19 protein-coding genes are annotated in these 20780 nt (G+C 68.1%); 11 read left to right on the forward strand and 8 right to left on the reverse strand.

Annotation, left to right across the window (positions count from 1 at the left end; all coding sequences use genetic code 11):
• Window positions 1-93 precede the first annotated feature (93 nt).
• Window positions 94-768, forward strand: coding sequence for a hemolysin III family protein (locus tag HYG95_RS03700; protein ID WP_370465666.1), 675 nt, complete (start codon window positions 94-96; stop codon window positions 766-768).
• Window positions 769-886: 118 nt separating this feature from the next.
• Entirely contained in the window at window positions 887-2368 is a 1482-nt protein-coding gene (locus HYG95_RS03705; RefSeq protein WP_370465667.1) for an adenylate/guanylate cyclase domain-containing protein, read from the forward strand.
• Between the two features lie 105 nt (window positions 2369-2473).
• Here the strand turns inward: HYG95_RS03705 and HYG95_RS03710 are convergent, their stop codons facing one another.
• The 6 genes from HYG95_RS03710 to HYG95_RS03735 form a co-directional block, all read right to left on the reverse strand.
• Entirely contained in the window at window positions 2474-4525 is a 2052-nt protein-coding gene (locus HYG95_RS03710; RefSeq protein ID WP_370465668.1) for a thioredoxin domain-containing protein, read from the reverse strand.
• 42 nt (window positions 4526-4567) lie between these two features.
• Complete coding sequence (locus HYG95_RS25090) at window positions 4568-5365, reverse strand: type II CAAX endopeptidase family protein (protein ID WP_181696605.1); 798 nt, start codon at window positions 5363-5365, stop codon at window positions 4568-4570.
• A gap of 103 nt (window positions 5366-5468) precedes the next feature.
• Window positions 5469-5873, reverse strand: a complete 405-nt coding sequence (locus tag HYG95_RS03720; RefSeq protein WP_181696606.1) for a type II toxin-antitoxin system VapC family toxin — start codon at window positions 5871-5873, stop codon at window positions 5469-5471.
• Window positions 5870-6142, reverse strand: coding sequence for a type II toxin-antitoxin system Phd/YefM family antitoxin (locus HYG95_RS03725; protein ID WP_181696607.1), 273 nt, complete (start codon window positions 6140-6142; stop codon window positions 5870-5872). Before HYG95_RS03725 ends, HYG95_RS03720 begins: the two co-directional genes overlap by 4 nt.
• 49 nt (window positions 6143-6191) lie before the next feature.
• Window positions 6192-8966: a hypothetical protein gene (locus HYG95_RS03730; protein WP_181696608.1), complete on the reverse strand. Its 2775-nt coding sequence runs from the start codon at window positions 8964-8966 to the stop codon at window positions 6192-6194.
• The gene (locus tag HYG95_RS03735; protein ID WP_181696609.1) at window positions 8963-10759 is read right to left on the reverse strand and encodes an HSP90 family protein; all 1797 of its coding nucleotides are present in this window, start codon (window positions 10757-10759) and stop codon (window positions 8963-8965) included. The genes HYG95_RS03730 and HYG95_RS03735 overlap by 4 nt, the downstream gene beginning before the upstream one ends.
• Window positions 10760-10971: 212 nt before the next feature.
• Here HYG95_RS03735 and HYG95_RS03740 point away from each other — a divergent pair, with 212 nt between their 5' ends.
• The 8 genes from HYG95_RS03740 to HYG95_RS03775 all read left to right on the forward strand — a co-directional run bounded on the left by HYG95_RS03740 (window position 10972) and on the right by HYG95_RS03775 (window position 18941).
• Window positions 10972-12183 (forward strand): transcriptional regulator, encoded by a 1212-nt coding sequence (locus tag HYG95_RS03740; protein ID WP_181696610.1) that lies wholly within the window; start codon window positions 10972-10974, stop codon window positions 12181-12183.
• A 143-nt stretch (window positions 12184-12326) separates the two neighbouring features.
• A complete protein-coding gene (adh, locus tag HYG95_RS03745) occupies window positions 12327-13844 on the forward strand; it encodes an aldehyde dehydrogenase (protein WP_181696611.1) in 1518 nt (505 codons plus the stop codon).
• Window positions 13845-13857: 13 nt separating this feature from the next.
• Window positions 13858-14253, forward strand: a complete 396-nt coding sequence (locus HYG95_RS03750) for a DUF779 domain-containing protein (RefSeq protein ID WP_067637832.1) — start codon at window positions 13858-13860, stop codon at window positions 14251-14253.
• Between the two features lie 163 nt (window positions 14254-14416).
• Complete coding sequence (gene eat / locus HYG95_RS03755; protein WP_370465669.1) at window positions 14417-15883, forward strand: ethanolamine permease; 1467 nt, start codon at window positions 14417-14419, stop codon at window positions 15881-15883.
• Between the two features lie 93 nt (window positions 15884-15976).
• Complete coding sequence (locus HYG95_RS03760; RefSeq protein ID WP_181696612.1) at window positions 15977-17389, forward strand: ethanolamine ammonia-lyase subunit EutB; 1413 nt, start codon at window positions 15977-15979, stop codon at window positions 17387-17389.
• The gene (gene eutC, locus HYG95_RS03765; RefSeq protein WP_181696613.1) at window positions 17386-18237 is read left to right on the forward strand and encodes an ethanolamine ammonia-lyase subunit EutC; all 852 of its coding nucleotides are present in this window, start codon (window positions 17386-17388) and stop codon (window positions 18235-18237) included. Before HYG95_RS03760 ends, eutC begins: the two co-directional genes overlap by 4 nt.
• 44 nt (window positions 18238-18281) lie before the next feature.
• Window positions 18282-18680 carry an NUDIX domain-containing protein gene (locus tag HYG95_RS03770; RefSeq protein WP_067485630.1) on the forward strand — a complete coding sequence of 133 codons (399 nt, stop codon included), beginning with the start codon at window positions 18282-18284 and terminating at the stop codon, window positions 18678-18680.
• 69 nt (window positions 18681-18749) lie between these two features.
• The gene (locus HYG95_RS03775; RefSeq protein WP_181696614.1) at window positions 18750-18941 is read left to right on the forward strand and encodes a hypothetical protein; all 192 of its coding nucleotides are present in this window, start codon (window positions 18750-18752) and stop codon (window positions 18939-18941) included.
• Here HYG95_RS03775 and HYG95_RS03780 read toward each other — a convergent pair.
• Both HYG95_RS03780 and mca read right to left on the reverse strand, forming a co-directional pair.
• Entirely contained in the window at window positions 18938-19207 is a 270-nt protein-coding gene (locus HYG95_RS03780) for a hypothetical protein (protein ID WP_181696615.1), read from the reverse strand. The two genes, HYG95_RS03775 and HYG95_RS03780, sit on opposite strands and share 4 nt — an antisense overlap.
• Entirely contained in the window at window positions 19204-20070 is an 867-nt protein-coding gene (gene mca / locus HYG95_RS03785) for a mycothiol conjugate amidase Mca (protein ID WP_181696780.1), read from the reverse strand. Before mca ends, HYG95_RS03780 begins: the two co-directional genes overlap by 4 nt.
• A 120-nt stretch (window positions 20071-20190) precedes the next feature.
• Between mca and HYG95_RS03790 the strand changes: the two genes are divergently transcribed.
• Window positions 20191-20649 carry a DUF4307 domain-containing protein gene (locus tag HYG95_RS03790; protein WP_181696616.1) on the forward strand — a complete coding sequence of 153 codons (459 nt, stop codon included), beginning with the start codon at window positions 20191-20193 and terminating at the stop codon, window positions 20647-20649.
• The last annotated feature ends 131 nt before the right edge of the window (window positions 20650-20780 follow it).

A 20780-nucleotide genomic window follows, 5' to 3' on the forward strand; every position in this document is an offset into this window, starting at 1 on the left:
GTGGTTGTCGGCACCTTCGACGGTGGTGGGCGGGGGTCTCACGTACCGTTGGGGGCGTAACTTACGGTTCCGTAGGTTTGACTGGAGGTGGTCGTGGAGGCGATCGGTAGCGATTCGGGTGTGCCTGTCGCGCTGGTGAAGCCGCGGTTTCGCGGGTGGATTCATACGTGGGCGTTCGGTGTGGCCGTGGTCGCGGTGGCGGCGCTCGCGGTGGCCGGGTTCGCGCGCTCGGCCACGGCCGGGTGGGCGACCGTGGTCTACGGGGTCGCGGTGTGCGGGCTGTTCGGCGTGAGCGCGGTGTACCACCGGGTGACCTGGGCGAGCGTGCGGACCCGGGTGCGGATGAAGCGGCTGGACCACTCGATGATCTTCGTGTTCATCGCGGGCAGCTACACCCCGTTCGCGGTGCTCGGCCTTCCCGACAGCACCGGGCAGACCTTGCTGATCGTGGTCTGGGTCGGGGCACTCGCGGGAGTCGCCCTCAAGGTGCTGTGGCCTACCGCGCCCAGATGGGTCGGCGTGCCGTTGTATCTGCTGCTCGGATGGGCCGTGGTGCCGGTCGCGCCGACCCTCCTGCACAACGTGGGGGTGTTGCCGCTGGTGCTGCTCGCCATCGGCGGCGTGATCTACAGCGTGGGGGCCGTGCTGTACGCGACGAAGTGGCCCAATCCGTGGCCGGACTTCGGGCACCACGAGTTCTTCCACGCGGCGACCGTGGTCGCGGCGCTGTGCCACTACATCGCGATCTGGCTCGTCGTGCTCGGCTGAGCGGCGTGCGTGCGCGGCGTCCTCGGCCGCGCCTTCTATGCTGGACAGTTGTGTCGATCATTCGCGCGGCTCGCACCGCCCCGGCCCCGTCACGGGGTGCGGTAGACGGGTGTGCGCGGTGAACCGGCTGGTCCGCTGGCTACTGCGGTCGCACTGGGGGCTCGCCCTCGTGGTCATCACCGCGAACTTCGTCGGCGTCGGCGCCATCTTCCTCATCTCCTGGGCCGGTGGCGTGTTCAGCCGGGTGGGCGACGACTGGCACGACGCGGCCTGGCTCATCGCCATCTACCCGGCCTTCGGATTCGCCCTCGGCATCGGCCTCGCGATCTACGACCGCCGAAAACACCTGCGCTGGCTGGACGAGGGACGCAAACCGACACCGGACGAAGCTCGCCAGCTGATCCGGCTGCCCGCCGCGATCACCGTGCGCGCCGTGCTGATCTGGCTGCCCGGCATCATCCTCACCGTGTGGCTGGTCGACCGGTTCACCGACTACCACAACACCATCGTGATCGGGGCGGGGTTCATTCTCGGCGCCCTCGAATCGGCCGGTGTGATCTATCTGATCCTGGACCGGCTGATCCGCCCGACCGTACCCATCGTCGCCGCCGTCCTCGGACCGACCGTGCATCCGAGTGCCACGGTGCTGGTGCGCGTGCTCGTCACCTGGGCGGTGTCGGGTGCGCTGCCGGGGCTCATCGTCATCGTGGTGCTCAGCGACCGCACCACGCCCGCGAGCGACCGGGTGCGCGCGGCCTGGATGTTCTCGATCGTCGCCCTCGGCGTCGGGATGCTGGCCACCGCGCTGCTCGCGCGCTCGGTCGCGACCCCGATGCGGGCCATGTACCGGGCGCTGGACCGGATCACCCGCGGGGAGCTCGACGTGCGGGTGCCCGTCGGCAGCGCGAGTGAGATCGGGCGGCTCGAACACTCCGTCAACGAACTGGCCACCACCCTGCGCGAACAGGCGCACATGGAGGACATGTTCGGCAAACACGTCGGCTCGACGGTCGCCGAGCGCGCGCTGGCAGGCAGCGCCGACCTCACCGGTGACGTGCGCACGGTGTCGGCACTGTTCATCGACGTCACCGGTTCGGTGCGGCTGTCGGCCGAGATGGAGCCGGTGGAATTCGTACACAAGCTCAATCGGCTGCTGGCCACCGTCGTCGCGGCCACCGAGGACAACGGCGGCCTGGTCAACAAATTCCAGGGCGACGCCGCCCTGTGCATCTTCGGTGCGCCCTCGGCACTGCGCGACAACGCCACCCCGGCCCTGCGCGCCGCCCGCCGCATCCGCGACGAAGTGGTGGCAACCGGGGAACTCGACATCGGTATCGGCGTGGCAAGGGGCAAGGTGTTCGCGGGCGACGTCGGCTCCGATACGCGCCTCGAATTCACCGTCATCGGCGACGCCGTCAACGAAGCGGCGCGGCTCACCACCGTCGCCAAGGAAGTGGCGCGGCGGGTGCTGGTCAGCGACGACGTCGTGCAGGCGTCCGCACCCGCTGAACGCGCTAAATGGAAGCGGCACAAGGACATTCGCCTGCGCGGCATCCCCGGGCGCACCCGGACCTGGACCGATATCCCACCGAACCGCTGATCGGCGGCGCCTGCCGAGCGGCCGAATCGAATCCGCTTGCCCCACAAGGGCGTAGGTTGCGCCTAATTGCCGACAAGACCAGGCCGCCCCGACCGAGACCCTCCGTCAGGTGCGCAGAGCCAGAGTCAGGTCCGCGGGGTCGGTGACGGGGAGATCGCAGATCGAACCTCGGCAGACGTAGGCGGCGGGGTGGCCGTCGACGAGGGGGCGGTCGGTGAGCAGTGGGGCGGCGTCCGGGGGCGCGGCGAGCACGATCGAGCCGCCCGGTGCGGCCGTGCGGGCGGCTGCGAGGAGTTCCATGGTGGCCGAGGTCTTTTCGGTTGCGGCGATGGCCACCTGGAACGGGCCGCGGACGGCGGCTTCGGCGACGGCGAGCCAATGGCCCGCGGTGCGCGGTGCGCGGTCGAGCAGGAGTGCGCCGCGGGCGAGGGTGTGATCGGCCAGCTCGCGGTAGCGGACGGCGCGGTCGGGGTCGGCGACGGCCGAGGCGGTGAGCAGGGCCTCGGCGAGGGCGGAGGTGCCCGAGGGGGTGGCGCCGTCGATGGGGTCGCGGGGGCGGGTCACCAGGGTTTCGGCGTCGTCGGCGGTGTCGAACCAGCTGCCGGGACGGTCGGGGTCGGCGAAATGCTCGATCGCCGCGTCGAGGATCACCTGGGCGGCGGCGAGCCAATCGGGTTCGCCGGTGGCCTGGTACAGGGCGAGCAGGCCGGTGGTGAGCCAGGCGTAGTCCTCGAGCACGGCGGGTGGGGCGCCCGCGACACCGTCGAGGGAGGCGCGGCGCAGGCGTCCGTCGACGAGGTGCACGTCGAGCAGGAAACGCGCGCACCGCACGGCAGCAGCCACCCAGGACGGTTCCTCCAGCGCCGCACCGGCTTCCGCGAGCGCGGTGATGGCCATCCCGTTCCAGGCGGTGACCACTTTGTCGTCGCGCGCCGGTTGCGGGCGCTCGGTGCGGATCCGGAACAGCTCTGCGCGCAACCGATCGAACCGGGCCGACTGTTCGGCGTCGACCGGGTCGCTGTGACGGGTGAGTACGGAGGTGCCCTGTTCGAAGTTCCCCGCCGTGGTGACACCGAATGCGTCGGCGGCCCACATGCCGTCGAGCGGGCCGAGTTCGCCGACCAGCTCGGCGGGCGTCCACACATAGGTGGCGCCCTCCACACCCGGACCGCCCGGCTCGAGCTGGGTGTCGGCGTCGAGCGCGGAGGCGAATCCGCCCTCGGCGGTACCGAGATCGGCGAGCAGGAATTCGACTGTATCGCGGGAAACCCTGTGCGGCAACGATTCCAAGGGGGTCGCCGGTGCGCGTCTGGCCAGATGGGCGTAGGCGCGCAACAGCAGGGCGTTGTCGTAGAGCATCTTCTCGAAATGCGGCACAAGCCAATTCGCGTCGACCGCGTATCTGGCGAACCCGCCGCGCAACTGGTCGTAGATACCGCCGCGCGCCATCGCCTCGGCCGCGCGCTCCACCAGGTCGAACACGGCCTGATCGCCGGTGCGTTCCCAGTGCCGCAGCAGGCCCTCGAGCATCGCCGACGGCGGAAACTTCGGTGCCCCACCGAATCCGCCGTGTGCGCGATCCTCGTCGGCGGCGACGGCGAGGACCGCTTTGTCGAGAAGTTGTGTGGTGAGGGCGATCTCGCCGTCGGGCAGGCCGGTCGCCTGCGCACGCAGAGCCTCGGTGACCTGGTCGGCAGCCTTGTCCACCTCGTCGCGGCGGTTGCGCCACGTCTCGGTGATGGCCGTGAGCAACTGGGTGAACGAGGGCATCCCGCCGCGTGGTTGCTTGGGGTAGTAGGTGCCGCAGTAGAACGGCGCACCGTCGGGGGTGAGGAAGCAGGTCATCGGCCACCCGCCCTGCCCGGTCATGGCGACGGTCGCGGTCATGTACACCGCGTCCAGGTCGGGGCGTTCTTCCCGGTCGACCTTCACGCACACGAAGTCGGCGTTCATCTGCTCGGCCGTCGCCGTGTCCTCGAACGACTCGTGCGCCATCACATGGCACCAGTGACACGACGCGTACCCGACCGAGAGCAGGATCGGCACATCCCGCTCGGCCGCGTCGGCCAGTGCATCGGCATCCCACTCCCGCCAATGCACCGGGTTGTCGGCGTGCTGACGCAGATACGGCGAAGTCGCGCTACCCAACCGGTTCACGCTGCCAGCGTGCCACACCCGCGGAGACAGTGCCGACAACCCTCAGCGGCGGGTTTCCACCGCGCGAACCGTCATGGTGGCGACGGCGACCAGCACGGCGGCCACCGCGACGAAAACGATCTGCGGCCGGTCCGTCGTCGCGTCTCCGGCCAGCAGATATCCCGCGATATTGATCAACCAGTGCCCAACCGAGGCGACCAGCACACGCTGACCGAAACTCCCCGTGCCCAGATAACCGAGCACCATCGCGAACGCCATCGTCGCCACGAAGAAGCACACCGCGACCACCGGCCCGGCTGTTAAGGCCTGGACATGCCACAGCGCCCACACCGCCCCGGTCACCGACACCGCCCCCAACCTGGCGATCCGCGATTCGAGCATCGGCTGCATCAGCCCGCGCCAGCCGATCTCCTCCCCACCAGCCCCCAGCAACTGCACCACGAGAAACACGACGAACGGCACACTCCCGACAGCCGCAGCCCCCACGGTGGCCGTCCCCGACACAACCGCCGCCACCATCAGCATCGACCAGTACCCGACACACACCGCGACCATCGCCGCGACATTCCCCGCCACCCGCCGGCCGGAAACCGCAGCCGGGAGCACCGCAGCGACGGTCTTCCGGAACACCAGCCATGTGACCAGCGCACCGGCCGCCGGGGCGAACTGAACCAGCGAAAGCACGGCCGGATCTATCCCCGAAAGCGGTTGCACCGCAAGGAAGAACACCGATGCGGCAAGGGTGGTCGCAACGTAAACACCGATCGCAACCCAAACCTTCACCCCACCTGCCGTTCGCTTCATGTCGGCGAGTCTCGGGGAGGTGTCGGCGATACGCACGTGACCACCTTGACTGTCCCCACCCAGCCACACATCACACCGCAGTCCGATTCAGTTGTTGTACCGCAGCGCTATTGACAAGTTCCTGCTCCGCCCCAGCACCTCAGAGCGCGACAACCTCGAGCATGCTCTCCAGCCCCTTGAAATCGGAGGCGTTGCGTGTGTAGAGCGGAAGCGAGTTCGCCGACGCGATCGCCGCGATGAGCAGGTCCATCCGCCGGGGACGTGGGTCCCGGTTCGCGGCGATGGTGAGCGCGACCAAAGTTCCGTACCGAGTCGCCGCGGCTTCATCGAACGGCAACGGGTCGAATTCGACAATCGCGGCGCCGAGTTGTTCCGAACGCTCGGCCCGGCTCACCGGATCCTTGGCCATCGCGACGCCTTGATTGAGCTCAGCCAGCGTGATGGCGGTGATCTCCGGAGTCTCCGGCAGATTGTTCGGGTCGAGCGATCCGAGGTCGAGGTAGGCGCACGTATCGAGAACCCCCGCCGGATGCCTGACGCTCACCGGCCGCTCCAGGGGTCGTCGTCGCCGATCCTGTCCTCGGTGCCGAAGAATTCGTCGGCTTCCCGACGCATCGCGGCATAGTCCACCCGGGGCAGACCACGATGCCGTGCGACCAGTTCTTCCGCGCTGCGGCGCCGACGCCGGCTGACCGGCCGTACCTCGGCGATCTCGACACCGTTTCGGGTGACCAGGATGGTCTCGCCCGCCTCCACGGCATCCATGATCGCCGCGGAATTGTTCCGCAGCTCGCGCTGACTGATCTGCCTCATAGGTCAAGTGTAGCCCTGCGTGCTACAGGGGGCTACGGTGTAGTGGCGGTCACGGCCGGCTCGGTAGCGGGCGGTGCTGAGCTTCGAGGCTGCCGAGCAATGCGGACAGCTCGTCGACGACGGGCTCATCCTTCGGATAACGGGGGATCGACGACCGCAACACCGTCACCGCGAGATCCGGTCGTGCGGCAGCCAGATGTTGCTGAGCCAGGAACAGGGCCGCCATACCCGCTGTGGAGTAGTAGCCGGTGGCCTGCAGCGTGTCCTGCGCACGCACCGTATGTTCCAGCGCCGCAGCGGTTTTCCCACGCGCGAACAGCACGTGCGCGATAGCGAGATCCAGACGTGCGGCATGGTCGGAGTCGGTCGCCTCGATCGCCCGCGCCTGCTCCAGCGCCGTCTCCGCCGCGTCTACCGCACCAGCGCGCACGTGGGCTATCACCTCCTTCATCCGAAGGGTTCGCAGCACGCGCGGTGTCTGGGGTGCCTGCGCGCTCAGGTCAGCCGCCGCATGGAAGTCGGTGGCCGCCGCGGCCGGACGGTTGAGCCGCAGGAGGAGGTCGCCCGCCTGGCTGTGCGCGTACAGGGCGGTGTGGTGTCGATCGGCAGCCAGCGCCTCGTCGACGAGGGTGTGATATTCGCTGACGGCGCGATCGAGGCGGCCGAGTTCGCGCAACGAATCAGCCAGGACGCTACGGCCGGTGACCATCGTGACGGCATCACCTAGCGCACCGTTTCGGCGGGCACGATCCGCCCACGCACAGGCGTATTCGCTGTGCCGAAGGGCTTGTTCCCAGTCGCTCAGCGCGGCGCACACTTCGGCAAGCTTCACCCAGTGGGCCCGTTTCGAGGTGTTGAGAATATCGATCGCGTCATATTCGTGTGCGGCAAAGGACAATTCGACGAGGGCCTCCTCGTTGCGCCCAGCACTGTGCAACGTCTCACCGCGCAGCCACCGCAATGCCGCGATCACCAGGCGTCCCGTGTGCGGCGGCAACGCGCTCTGGCATCGGTCGAGACTGTCGAGCAAGGCGGGCCAGTCCTTGGTTTTCCCGAAGAGTGTGCCCAGCTGATTCAGCACCTGCCTGGCCCGGAAATCAGCACCGCCCGCGGCCAGCGCGCAGACCGCGGCGGTGTAGTCGACGGCGATCAGCTTCGCGTCATCACCGCGCCCTTGCCGCATCCACCCGTATTGATAGCGAGCCTCCCCGAGCAGTCGTGGGTCGCCGATCATCTCCGCGCGGCGAACGACTTCCTCGATCAGCGGATAACCGTTGCCATCGCGCTCGAGGGCATACTGGAGAGCGGCCAACGTCACCTCCGCGTGGCCGACCGATTCCGGGTCCGCTTCGGCGCGAAGCCTTTCCAACGGTGCCGACAGCTCCTCCAATGCCTCGGCCCAACGCTTCTCGAACCGCAACCAACCCGCCGCCGCAACCAGGCACAGGTCCCCGCGCAAGGGTTCGCCCGCTGCCGCGAAAGCCGCTGCTGCTTCGCGCAGCCGGGGGAGCGTGGTGTCATCATCGGCGCGGCGAGCCTTCAGTTCGAGTACTCCCGCGGCAACTGCCGGGTCTGTCGGCTCCCCGACCAATCCGAGATACTGACCCGCCGCGATGCCGAGTCCTCGGTCGAGCAGCCAGCGCGCGGCGTGTACCGCGACGTCGGGTGGGCACCCGATCGGTGAGACACGGTGCATGACCGGTCGTGCGCCGGGCCGCAACGGCAGGAACTCGAGCAACGGATCGGCGGACAATCTGCGTGTGACCTGCTCGGTCTGCCAGGTCGTGCCGTTGCGCGCGTCGAACGTCGCGGCCAGCGCCAGGGCCTCCGCCCGCAACTCGTTGTGCCGTTCGGACAGCGTCTTCGTCGGATGCTTGCCCGAGCAACCACGGCACGGCACCGCCTCGGGACCGCGGCCGAGCCGGACCAGACGTCCGAGGGCGACAGCGCAGCTCGTAGCGAATTCCATGCGGCCGTACGGGCGGCTCAACGTCGTGAAGTGGCACATGCGTCGCCGGTATCGCTCGAATGCTTCGGCTTCGTTCCCCGTCAGCGCCAGGAATTCGATGACCTTGCTCGGATACTCGTAACGCCACGGGCCACCGTCGTCGAACCCGCGATCCATCCGCTGGAATACCTCTGCCACCCGCTCCGGGGGAAGTCTGGTCGCCCAGAACGGCAGCATGTGTGCTTCGATCGGCGCGGTCGACTCGGCGAAGGTCAACCGGCCGTCGAGCACCGGCTCGGCGAGTGCGAGGGCGCGGTCGACGGAGGCACGATCCCCGCGATGAACCAGGCGCTCGATCTCGTTCTCGAAGTCCCACATATAGTTCGGTCGCGGCCCACCGGCCAGGTGCCATTGCCGATAGGCGACCTCCTCCGCAGCCCAATCGCCGCGCACATACGCCAACCAGCGCTCGGCCGTGTGCAATCCGGCGAGGCTGTGCCCGTGCGCGGCGAACCGGCGGCGCATATCGGCGTGCAGCCCGGTGATCTGTTCGACGCTGATCTCGGGATACTCCGCCATGGTCGTCACCGTGCGCACATACCACGAGCGCAGTGAGTACTCCTCGTGCGGACCGAAATCCTCCGGGCGGCTGTCGAACTCGGCCAGACACCGCGCGAACAGCGGAAAGCCCTTCTCCCACTGGCCCGAGACGCAGTGCCGATCCGCCAGATCACGTCGTGCGCGGAAGGCCAGCCGGTGGTAACCACCCGCTTCGGCGTGCGCGATGATCTCCGCCAATTCATCCAAGGCTGCTTCGTGCCAACCGGAATCCAGTGTGCGATAGCGGGTTTGGAGCTCGGCTTCGCTGTAGCTCATCGGATCGCGTCCTGACCGCGCATCGCCCACTGCAGCAGGCCGCTGAACGAGCGGTTCATCAGCGCGCTCTCGGTGGCACCGAGCGGATGTCTACCCTGCAGCAAGGCCTGTGCGAACAACGACTCGATCGCCAGGCCGATCAGGTGCGGGTCCGTCAGGTCGAGCATGGTGACCACGATCGGATTGCGCAGGTTCAGAACCAGTTGGTGTGTGCCCTCGGGCTGGTCGGCCGGTTCGACGGCCGCCAACACGTCGGCCCACAGGCCATCGGTGCGCGCCTTGGTCTCGCTGCGCTCTCGCGACCGGTAGACATCCCGGTCGGCGAGGAACAGCGCGGGTAGCTGCGCCGGATCGAAGGATTTGGCGACCGGAACGCAGTCCAGCGATGCCAGGGTTTGCCGCGCGTGGCCGAGGATGTACGCCACGCGCGGATCGTCCTCGGGTGCCGCGTCGAATCGGGTGGCGAGTTCGGTGGGATCGAGTCCACGGACGACGAGGGCGGGGTCGAGGGTGGTCAGGCGGTTCATGATCGCCACGTCGTAGGTGTAGCCGCCGTTGATCAAGCCGATGCCCTGGGCGGCGGCGACAGCTGCCAGTTCGCGGAACTCGTCGGCGGTTGTGGTGTAGCGCACGACGGGGCTGCGGCGACAGAACTCCGCGAGTGTCATCGGCCCCCAGCCGGTTTCCATCGGCCACCAGTCGAAGACCAGTCGCAGCATCGCGTCATCATGGAGGGCAAGCGCTTTCACACCGAGATGGTGGACAGCGAGGAACGCGTGCAGCGTCGACGGATCGGTCACCGACATCGTGACGAGCCAGTCGCGGATACGGCTGCCGAGCGCGCGGCGGGTGGCGACGAGCAGATCGTCGGAGTACAGGGATTCACGGCTCGCGGTCGGGCGGAGTTCGGTGGTGTCGACCACGCACCGTGCGAAGAAGGCCCACTCCGGCAGCAGGTCGGTCACCTCGTCGCCCAGCAGCATCCGGCGCAGGTATACCCGATGTCCGCCGCGCACAGCGGGGTTGGCGGGCACCGGCAGGATGAACGCGACGCCGGTCAGCCCAGCCTCGGCCACCGAGAGGTCGAGGCAGTCCAGCGGCCGGAAGCCGAAGGTCTGTTCGGCGTACGCGTACAGCGCCGCCGTTCGCTCGGCGGCCGTCCGGTACGGCACCTGCCACGGGAGCGTCCCCACCGCCACCGGCGTACCGGCGACAGACACCGGAACTGGTAGCAGCCCACCGAATTTCCGTGCGAGCTCCAGCACCGTTGCGTACTCGAACCACCGGCTGTGGTCGGGCCGCGGTGACAGCACCACGGTGGTACCGGGTTCCGGGCGTTCGACCGCCGCGCGGGTGACGGAGTACTGGCCCGAGGACCGGCCGAGCCATTCGAGCGTCGGTCCACCGCGTGCCGACCTGGTCAGCACCCGCACGTGATCGGAGACCAGGAAGCACGACAGCAGTCCGATACCGAACTGGCCGAGGAACTCCTGACGAGTGAACCCGAGCTCGTCGCGCTTGGAGCTGTTGCCGATGGTGGCGAGGAAGGTATGCACCTCGTCTTCGGTCAGGCCGATGCCGTTGTCGTGGATCCGTAAGGTGCCGTCACCGGTGTGCTCGATCGTCTCGATGCCGATCCGGCCCGACCACTGCGGGTGGAGCCCCTGACGAGCCGCGATCGCGTCGACACCGTTCTGCAGCACCTCCCGCAGAAACACCTGCGGACTCGAATAGAGGTGATGGCTGAGCAGATCGACGATGCCACGCAGATCTACCTGGAATGTCCGTTCCACTGTGAATGCCCCCCGGCAGGTCGTTGATTCTGACCCGATCATTCTGCCGCTCGGCTGCCGCGCCGCCTACTCGGCCGCCGCCGAAGCCCGGCGCGACCGACGGACAGTGGTTGGGCCGATCCCTGCACCACCACCGAAACGGCTGTTGGGTGGGGCATGGGTGGGGCATTATTGGGGGTGAAGGCCCTGATAGCGACCGGACAGGAACCCCCATGGCATCGCAGCTGACGCTCTCGGCGCAGCGGGCTGCGCTGGAGCGGGAGTGGGCGCAGTGGGTGCCTGCGGGGGAATCGGCGCTCGGGCGGAGTTCCGGGGTGCGGGCCGAGGTGGCGCAGTCGTGGTTGCGGTCGTTGCGGACGGTCGATCCGGGGCGCGATTGCGCACCCGAGAGCGAGACCGATATCGGGCCGAAGTGGGCCGAGTCGCCGCTGCGTGGGCCGGTGAGCGAGTTGAAGGACCAGTTGCACAGCGTGGCCGACGACGCGGGGTACGTGGCGGCGGTGACCGATGCTTCGGGGACGATTCTGTGGACCTACGGCGGGCCGGTCATGCGGCGGCGGGCCGAGCAGGTGAATTTCGCGCCGGGTGGGCGGTGGGACGAGGCGCACATGGGGACGAACGCGCTGTCGCTGGCGTTGCGCACCGATCAACCGCACACCGTGTTCTCGGCCGAACATCTCGTTGCCGCCCTGCACGGCTGGGTCTGCTATTGCGCGCCGATCCGCGCGGCCGACGGCACCCTGCTCGGCGTGCTCGACCTGTCGACCACCTGGAAACGCTCCCACCCGCTGGCCATGGCCACGGTGCGCACCATGACCAGTGCCATCGAAGCCAAACTGCACGCGGCCACACCCGCACCGGCGGGCATGCGGCTGACCTGCCTCGGCGCGGGCCGGTTGATGCGCGACGGCACGCCGATCCGGTTGCGCCCACGTCAGCTGGAGATCCTCACTCTGCTCGCGCTCAGCGACGACGGCTACAGCCACGAACGCCTGCACTACGCCGTCTACGGTGACCGCGCGGTCGGCGCGAGCACCCTGAAATCGGAGATGTCGTACCTGCGCCGCGCCACCGGCGGCGACATCACCAACCGCGTCTACCGCTTCACCACTCCCCTGTCCTGCGACGCGCTCGACGTCCTGCGCGCCCTGGAATCCGGCGACCTCGACACCGCCGTCCGGCTGTATCACGGTCCGCTGCTTCCGGATTCGGAAACACCCGGCATCACCGAATGGCGCGACTATCTCGCCGTCGCCATGCGCAACGCGGTCCTGGCCAGCCCCGACCCCCACCACGCCGTCACCTACGGCGAAGCCGCCCCCGACGACATCGCCGTCCATGAACACGCCCTCACCCTGCTCCCCCTCCGCGACCCTCGCCGGGCCGTGGCCACCGCCCGCCTACACAGCGCGCAGAGGGTATAGGCCGCCGCAGCGCAAGAGCCGTTTTCCGGGCCGTGATCACCGGCATCGGGCGCCACGAGATCCGCTCTCAACGTTTCATCAACCCTCGGGGTGGATAGTGATGGGCGTCACGCACTACCGGAACCAGCGAGGAGTTTCCGCACATGATCTACGCCAAGCCGGGCGCCGAGGGCAGCATCGTCAGCTACGCCCCCAGGTATGACAACTTCATCGACGGCAAGTGGGTTCCGCCGGTCGAGGGCCGGTACTTCGAGAACACCTCGCCGGTGGACGGTCAGCCGTTCTGCGAGATCGCCCGTTCCACCGCCGCCGATATCGAGCTGGCCCTCGATGCCGCGCACCGTGCCGCCGACGCGTGGGGTGCCGCCTCCGCCGCCGAGCGCGCCAATATCCTCAACAAGATCGCAGACCGCATCGAGTCGAATCTCGAGGCCCTCGCTGTCGCCGAGACCTGGGACAACGGCAAACCGGTTCGCGAAACCCTCGCCGCCGACCTGCCGCTGGCGGTGGACCACTTCCGCTACTTCGCCGGTGCGCTGCGCGCGCAGGAGGGTGGGATCAGCGAGGTCGACGGCGACACCATCGCCTACCACTTCCACGAGCCGCTGGGCGTTGTCGCCCAGATCATTCCGTGGAACTTCCCGATCCTGATGGCCACCTGGAAGCTGGCGCCCGCGCTGGCCGCCGGTAACGCGGTGGTGCTCAAGCCCGCCGAGCAGACACCGGCCTCGATCATGAAGGTCGTGGAGCTGATCGCGGATCTGCTGCCGCCGGGAGTTCTCAACGTGGTCAACGGGTTCGGGGTGGAGGCGGGCAAGCCGCTCGCGTCCAGCCCGCGCGTGGCCAAGGTCGCCTTCACCGGTGAGACCACCACCGGCCGACTCATCATGCAGTACGCCAGCGAGAACATCATCCCGGTCACCCTGGAGCTGGGCGGCAAGAGCCCCAACATCTTCCTGCCCGATGTAATGGCCGCCGACGACGACTACCTCGACAAGGCCGTCGAGGGTTTCGTGATGTTCGCGCTGAACCAGGGCGAGGTGTGCACCTGTCCGTCGCGCGCGCTGATCGCGTCGTCGATCTACGACGAGTTCATGGACCGCTGCGTGGAGCGCACCAAGGCGATCGTCAGCGGCAACCCGCTCGACGAGGCGACCATGATCGGCGCACAGGCCAGCAACGACCAGTTCGAGAAGATCCTGTCCTACATCGACATCGGCAAGAAGGAAGGCGCCGAGGTACTCACCGGTGGTGCGGTCCGCGCTGTCGACGGCCTGGACGGCGGCTTCTACATCGAGCCGACGATCTTCAAGGGCAGCAACGACATGCGCGTGTTCCAGGAGGAGATCTTCGGCCCGGTCGTCGCGGTGACCACCTTCGACTCCACCGACGAGGCACTGAAGATCGCCAACGACACCCTCTACGGTCTCGGCGCGGGCGTGTGGACGCGGGACATGAACACCGCCTACCGCCTCGGCCGCGGCATCAAGGCGGGCCGGGTGTGGACGAACTGCTACCACGCCTACCCGGCGCACGCGGCGTTCGGCGGCTACAAGAAGTCCGGCATCGGCCGCGAGAACCACAAGATGATGCTCGAGCACTACCAGCAGACCAAGAACCTGCTGGTCAGCTACTCGCCGCAGAAGCTCGGCTTCTTCTGATGGTGCGCCGCTGATGGTCCGACGAGTAGACCTCACCGACAAGGCGGCGACGCTGCTCCGGGACCTGACCGGGCTGCACGGCCCGGTCATGTTCCACCAGTCCGGCGGCTGCTGCGACGGCAGCTCCCCCATGTGCTACCCACGCGGTGAATTCCGCGTGGGCCGCTCGGACGTGCTGCTGGGATATCTGCCCGGCGACATCCCGTTCTGGATGAGTGCGGACCAGTTCGAGTACTGGAAACACACCCATCTCACCGTCGACGTGGTGCCGGGCCGGGGCAGCGGTTTCTCGCTGGAAGCCCCCGAAGGCGTGCGGTTCCTGATCCGTTCACGCCTGCTCACCGACGAGGAGGTGGCCGAGCTGGATTCCCAGCCGCCGCCACCCACCGGTGACACCGTTTCACCGTGATGTGAAACACCAACTATCACACTGTTTCCGCAGGTCGGCGGCGCGCGATACGCGCCGCTGACCTGTGGGATCCACGGCCGTAACAGTCGTCAACCATTCTTCAACCCTCGACGATCACCGTTGCCGTCGCTACGCGCTTGCTTGTTGATGAGGAGCTTTACCTGTGAGTACCGACGCCGTTCCCGCGCCCACCGCCGACCCACCCGCCGACGGTTACCTCGCCAAACACACCGCCCAACCACCCGCCGACGACTATCTCGCCAAACGCACCCTGCGCTCCGGCACCGCCGGCTGGGTGCTGCTGGCCGGTCTCGGCGTGAGTTACGTGATCTCCGGCGACTATTCCGGCTGGAATTTCGGCCTGGCCGAAGGCGGATTCGGTGGCCTGCTGATCGCCTCGGTGATCATCGCCGGCATGTATCTGGCCATGGTCCTCGGCATGGCCGAACTGTCCTCGGCGCTGCCTGCCGCGGGCGGTGGCTACACCTTCGCCCGGCGCGCTCTCGGGCCCTGGGGCGGATTCGCCACGGGCACAGCGGTTCTCATCGAGTACGCGATCGCGCCCGCCGCCATCGCCACCTTCATCGGCGCTTATGTGGAATCGCTCAACCTGTTCGGGATCACCGACGGCTGGTGGGTGTACCTGGCGGTGTACGCGTTGTTCATCGGCATCCATCTCGGTGGCGCGGGTGAGGCGCTCAAGGCGATGTTCGTGATCACCGCGATCGCGCTGGTCGGCCTGGTCGTGTTCGCGATCGCGGCGGTCGGCCGGTTCGATGCCGCGAACCTGACGAACATCGCGCCAGATGCGGCAGCCACCGGCTCCTCGGCGTTCCTCCCGTTCGGCTACCTGGGCATCTGGGCGGCGATCCCGTTCGCCATCTGGTTCTTCCTCGCCGTCGAAGGCGTGCCGCTGGCCGCCGAGGAGGCGCGTGAACCGGAGAAGAACGTGCCCAAGGGCATCATCGTGGCGATGCTGATGCTGATGGTCACCGGCGCGGTGGTGCTGTTCCTGGTGACCGGTGCGCTCGGCGCCCAGGACGCCTCCGCCTCGGGCAACCCGCTGGTCGAGGCGCTGGGCGACAGCCCGGCGGCCAAGGTCGTCAACTACATCGGCCTGGCCGGACTGGTCGCCAGCTTCTTCTCCATCGTCTACGCCTACTCGCGCCAGACCTTCGCGCTCTCCCGCGCCGGGTACCTGCCGACCAGCCTGTCGGTGACCAACTCCCGCAAGGCGCCGGTGCTCGCGCTCGTCGTGCCCGGCATCATCGGCTTCGCCCTCTCGCTCACCGGCGAGGGAGCGATGCTGCTCAACATGGCCGTGTTCGGCGCGGCCGTCAGCTACGTGCTGATGATGGTGAGCCACATCGTGCTTCGTGTTCGTGAGCCGAACATGCCCCGCCCTTACCGGACCCCCGGCGGCATCGCCACCACCTCGTTCGCGCTGGTGATCGCGGCCGCCTCGGTGGCGGCGACCTTCCTGGTCGACCCGAAGGCGGCGCTGTTCACCCTCGGCGTGTTCTGCGCCTTCATGGCGTACTTCGGCCTCTACAGTCGCCACCACCTGGTCGCCAAGTCGCCCGACGAGGAATTCGCCGCGCTGGCCAAAGCCGAAGAGGAGCTCGAGTGATCCGCTGACCGTTGTCCCCCGCTCGGCCGTGTCCGCCGAGCGTCAACCACGCACTCGCGAGAGGAGGACGGCGCCGACCGGCGCCGCACTTCGATGACGAAGTACCGCAGCACCATCGACGTCACCACCTACACCTTCGACGGGCTGGTCGACCTGCTGGCCAAGGCCACCCCGCTGCGCAGCGGTGACCAACTCGCCGGCTGTGCGGCCGACACGGACGCCGAGCGCGCGGCCGCGCAGTGGGCGCTGGCGGAGGTGCCGCTGCGGACCTTCCTCACCGAGGTGGTCGTGCCCTACGAGTCCGACGAGGTCACCCGCCTGATCATCGACAGCCACGATCGCGCGGCCTTCGCGCCGATCGCGCACCTCACTGTCGGTGGCCTGCGCGACTGGCTGCTCGCGGTCGCCGCGACCGACGACGCGGCCGCGACCCTGACCGCCGTCTCGCCCGGCCTCACCCCCGAGATGGTCGCCGCGGTCAGCAAGATCATGCGCAACCAGGACCTGATCGCGGTGGCCAGGGCCACCACGGTGACATCGGTGTTCCGCACGACCATCGGCCTGCCCGGCCGGTTGAGCACCCGCCTGCAACCCAACCATCCCACCGACGACCCGCGCGGGATCGCCGCCGCCACCCTCGACGGCCTGCTGCTCGGCTGCGGTGACGCGGTGATCGGCATCAACCCGGCCACCGATTCACCGCAGGCCACCGCCGACCTGCTGCACCTGCTCGACGAGGTGCGCCTGCGATTCGACATCCCCACCCAGTCGTGTGTGCTGTCCCACGTCACCACCACCATCGGCCTGATCGAGGCGGGTGCGCCGGTGGACCTGGTCTTCCAGTCCATCGCGGGCACCGAGGGCGCCAATTCCGGTTTCGGCGTGAACATCTCGCTGTTGCGCGAGGGGAACGAGGCGGGTCGATCGCTGCGGCGCGGCACGGTCGGCGACAACGTGATGTACCTGGAGACCGGGCAGGGTTCGGCACTGAGCGCGAATGCCCATCTGGGCGTGGGGAATCGGCCGGTCGACCAGCAGACGCTGGAAGCGCGCGCCTACGCCGTGGCCCGCGACCTCGAGCCGCTGCTGGTCAACACGGTGGTCGGCTTCATCGGGCCCGAGTACCTCTACGACGGCAAGCAGATCGTCCGCGCCGGGCTCGAGGACCACTTCTGCGGGAAGCTGCTCGGCCTGCCGATGGGCGTCGATGTCTGCTACACCAACCACGCCGAAGCCGACGCCGACGACATGGACACCCTGCTCACCCTGCTCGGCGCGGCGGGCTGCGCGTTCGTCATCGCGGTGCCCGGTGCCGACGACGTGATGCTCGGCTACCAGAGTCTGAGCTTCCACGACGCCCTCTATGCCCGCAAGGTCCTGGACCTGCGCCCCGCACCGGAATTCGAGGCGTGGTTGTCAGGACTCGGCATGCTCGACGCGAAAGGCAGACTGCGACAAGTGGAACCGCTGACCTCTCCCCTGCGCGCACTGGCGGGCACTCGATGAGCGGCTCGAACTCGCCACGCGAAGCCGAGATCGTGCGCGATACGGTGGCCGCGCCGGAGACAAGTAATGGTTCGGAAACTGATGTTTCCCAAGACTTCTGGGCTCAGTTGCGCAGCACCACCCAGTCCAGGATCGGACTCGGCCGCACCGGCAACGCCCTGCCGACCAGCGAGGTTCTCGCCCTGCGCGCCGCCCACGCCGCCGCCCGGGACGCCGTGCACGAACCGCTGGCCGTCGACGAATTCACCACCCGCATAGCCGAACTCGGGCTCGGCAAGCCGGTGATGGTGACGAGTAAGGCCGCCTCCCGCTCGGAGTACCTGCGTCGCCCCGATCTCGGCAGGCTCCCCGCCGACCTGTCACCGATCACCCACGGCGACTTCGATATCGGCATCGTCCTCGCCGACGGTCTGTCTCCCCGCGCACTCACCGACCACGGCGCGGGCCTGCTGTCCGCACTGGCAGGCGAACTCGGCGGCTACACCATCGCCCCACCCGTGATCGCCACCCAGTCGCGGGTGGCGCTGGGCGACCACATCGCCGAGGCCATGGGCGTGCGGACCCTGCTCGTCGTGATCGGGGAACGGCCCGGTCTGTCCGTGGCCGACAGTCTCGGCATCTATCTCACCCACGCGCCGCGCCCCGGCCGTGCCGACGCCGAACGCAACTGTGTGTCCAATATCCACCCGCCGGACGGTCTGGCCTATGCCGACGCGGCACGGGTGGTGGCCGGGCTCGTCGCGGGCGCCCGCGCACTCGGCCGCTCCGGAGTCGACCTCAAGGACACCTCACGTGCCCTCACCGGATCCGGCGAGACCAGTCTCACGGTCGCTGACCCAGACACCTGACCGTTCGACATGATTCGAAGCCGTTCGCTCAATAGAGTGAACCCATGATCCGCACCGCCGCCCTCGCCCATGTTCGCGACCGCAGGCTGATTCAGACGCGCCCGGAAGGCAAGGATGTCTTCTACATGGCGGGCGGCAAGATCGATCCCGGCGAGACCCCTTTACAAGCTCTGCATCGCGAGATCGAGGAGGAGCTCGGCGTTGGTCTGGACGGTGTGTCCGAGCTGGGGATCTTCGAGGCCGAGGCGTTCGGTCACGGCCGCAACACCCCGCTGCACATGACGTGTTTCCTCGCCGACCTCACCGGCGAACCGCAGGCCACCGGGGAAATCGCCGAATTCCGGTACTTCACGGTCAGTGAATACGCGGGCATGACCCAGGTGGCGCCCGGTTCGATGATGGTGTTCCGCCGCCTGCACGAACTCGACCTCATCGACTGGTGATCGCGGCGGCAACGATTGCGTCTCAGGCGAAACGAACCCACCACCTGCGGCGATCCCTTAGCTGTGACGATGACCCAGCCGACGGCTTCCGACATGACACCGTCCGAGCGCCGGGCTGCTCTGCGGCAGCTGATCATCGCGTTCGGCTTGATCAACAAGACCATCGAACTCAGTGCCAGCGGCGCGCCACGGCAGGTCGCCGAACATGCCGAGGCCGCTCGCGATCTGATCGGTGAACTGGTGGCCGATCTGGCCCGTTAGGTCGCCGCCGGTTTCGGCGGTTCGGTGCCGTCGCCGGTGTCCGGGATCGCGCCCGGGTCGGTGCCGTCGTCGGCTTTCTGATCCGGTTCGGGGTGTTCGGGTTCGAATGTCTCCGGCAGGCCCTTGAGGTGCTTGTTCATCGAACGAACCAGCAGGACGGTGCCGGCCAGCAGGATCAACACGATCAGCAGGCCGAGTGGGGAGGCCTTGCCGAACTCCGGGCCGGTCGGGGTGCCGGGGTCTTGTGCGAGGAGAGCCAGAATCACCGGTCGGCGTCCTCGATACCGGCGAAGAGGTCGGTCTCCGGGATGGCGGTGGATACTCTGGTCTTGGCCAATTCGAACTCCTCGGTCGGCCACAGCCGCTGCTGCATCTCCAACGGGATCGCGAAGAACGCGCCGTTGGGATCGATCTGGGTCGCGTGCGCGCGCAGGGCGTCGTCACGCTGGGGGAAGTATTTCGAGCACTCGATCTGCGTGGTGACCCGGGCCATGATGTCGCCGCGCGCCGCCGCGTACTGACGCATCCGGTCCAGCCACTCCTGCAGCGGGAACGGCTTGCCCTCGCGCTCGAACTCGGCGGCGAAGGTCTCGAGCCGCTTCTGGCTGAAGCCGTGGTCGTAGTACAGCTTCAGCGGGGTCCACGGCTCGCCCGCATCGGGGAACGCCTCCGGGTCGCCCGCCGCGTCGAACGCGGCGACCGAGACCTCGTGGCAGCGGATGTGGTCGGGGTGCGGGTAGCCGCCGGTCTCGTCGTAGGTGGTGATCACGTGCGGTTTGAACTCGCGCACCACCTTCACCAGCGCCTCGGTGGCCTCCTCGAGCGGGACCAGCGCGAAGCAACCCTCGGGCAGCGGCGGCAGCGGGTCGCCCTCGGGCAGACCGGAGTCGACGAAACCGAGCCACTGCTGGCGCACGCCGAGCGCATGGGCGGCCGCGGCCATCTCCTCGCGCCGGACCTCCTCGATCCGGTCGAGGACACCCGGGGTGTCCATGGCCGGGTTGAGGATGCTGCCGCGTTCGCCACCGGTCAGGGTGACGACCAGGACGTCGACGCCCTCGGCCGCGTACCTGGCCGTGGTCGCGGCGCCCTTGCTCGATTCGTCGTCGGGGTGGGCGTGCACCGCCATGAGGCGAAGGCCACTCACGTCTCGTTCACCATCGCTCTCGCTCGCGGGTGTCAGAACTACAGTCCCTATAGTTCCATCCGACCCCGCTTTTGTTCCGACCACCCCCGGGAGCGAGAACCGATGACCGAGCCCGCACCGCACTCCGCCGCGAGCCCGGCCGACTCAGCAGCGCGACACGCCGAACGGTATGGCACAAAACCGCCGGTGCGTCGCCCCTGGGTGCTCGCTTTGCTCGGTGTCGGCGTGGTGCTCGCCGGGTTCGTCGTCGCCTATCTCGGTTTCCAGAAATACGGCCCGAAGGCGATCGAGACCGAGCAGCTCGGTTACGTGGTCGTCGACGACTCGACGCTGGAGATGCGGGTGAAGGTGACCCGCGACGAGCCGCGCAACGCCGTGGTGTGCTTCGTGCGGGCGATGGACCGTGACGGCGCCGAAGTGGGCAGGCGCGAGATCCTGGTGCCCGGCTCGGAGGCGACCAGCGTGCAGGTGAGCACCACGGTCAAGGCGTCCAGCCGCCCCTCGGCGGGCGATATCTACGGCTGCACCGAGGACGTGCCCAGCTACCTGCGGCTGCGCTGACGCCCCACGATCGGCCCTGACCTGCATCTTTGTGAGACATGCTAAAATAGCTGGATACACGGTTCCGGGGCTCGGAGCCGTGTTTGCTGCATTGGCGGCCAGCGATGCTGTTTCCGGGTTACGGGTTCACC

Source organism: Nocardia sp. GTS18, assembly GCF_013839555.1.
In the GTDB taxonomy this organism is placed as follows: domain Bacteria; phylum Actinomycetota; class Actinomycetes; order Mycobacteriales; family Mycobacteriaceae; genus Nocardia; species Nocardia rosealba.

Bases quoted from the DNA above. Each gene is read 5' to 3' on its own strand.
- HYG95_RS03790 (WP_181696616.1), top strand. From the start codon at position 20,191: ATGACCGAGCCCGCACCGCACTCCGCCGCGAGCCCGGCCGACTCAGCA.
- mca (WP_181696780.1), bottom strand. From the start codon at position 20,070: ATGGCGGTGCACGCCCACCCCGACGACGAATCGAGCAAGGGCGCCGCG.
- HYG95_RS03740 (WP_181696610.1), top strand. From the start codon at position 10,972: ATGGCATCGCAGCTGACGCTCTCGGCGCAGCGGGCTGCGCTGGAGCGG.
- HYG95_RS03725 (WP_181696607.1), bottom strand. From the start codon at position 6,142: ATGAGGCAGATCAGTCAGCGCGAGCTGCGGAACAATTCCGCGGCGATC.
- HYG95_RS03730 (WP_181696608.1), bottom strand. From the start codon at position 8,966: ATGAGCTACAGCGAAGCCGAGCTCCAAACCCGCTATCGCACACTGGAT.
- adh (WP_181696611.1), top strand. From the start codon at position 12,327: ATGATCTACGCCAAGCCGGGCGCCGAGGGCAGCATCGTCAGCTACGCC.
- HYG95_RS03750 (WP_067637832.1), top strand. From the start codon at position 13,858: ATGGTCCGACGAGTAGACCTCACCGACAAGGCGGCGACGCTGCTCCGG.
- HYG95_RS03775 (WP_181696614.1), top strand. From the start codon at position 18,750: ATGACCCAGCCGACGGCTTCCGACATGACACCGTCCGAGCGCCGGGCT.
- HYG95_RS03760 (WP_181696612.1), top strand. From the start codon at position 15,977: ATGACGAAGTACCGCAGCACCATCGACGTCACCACCTACACCTTCGAC.
- eutC (WP_181696613.1), top strand. From the start codon at position 17,386: ATGAGCGGCTCGAACTCGCCACGCGAAGCCGAGATCGTGCGCGATACG.
- HYG95_RS03770 (WP_067485630.1), top strand. From the start codon at position 18,282: ATGATCCGCACCGCCGCCCTCGCCCATGTTCGCGACCGCAGGCTGATT.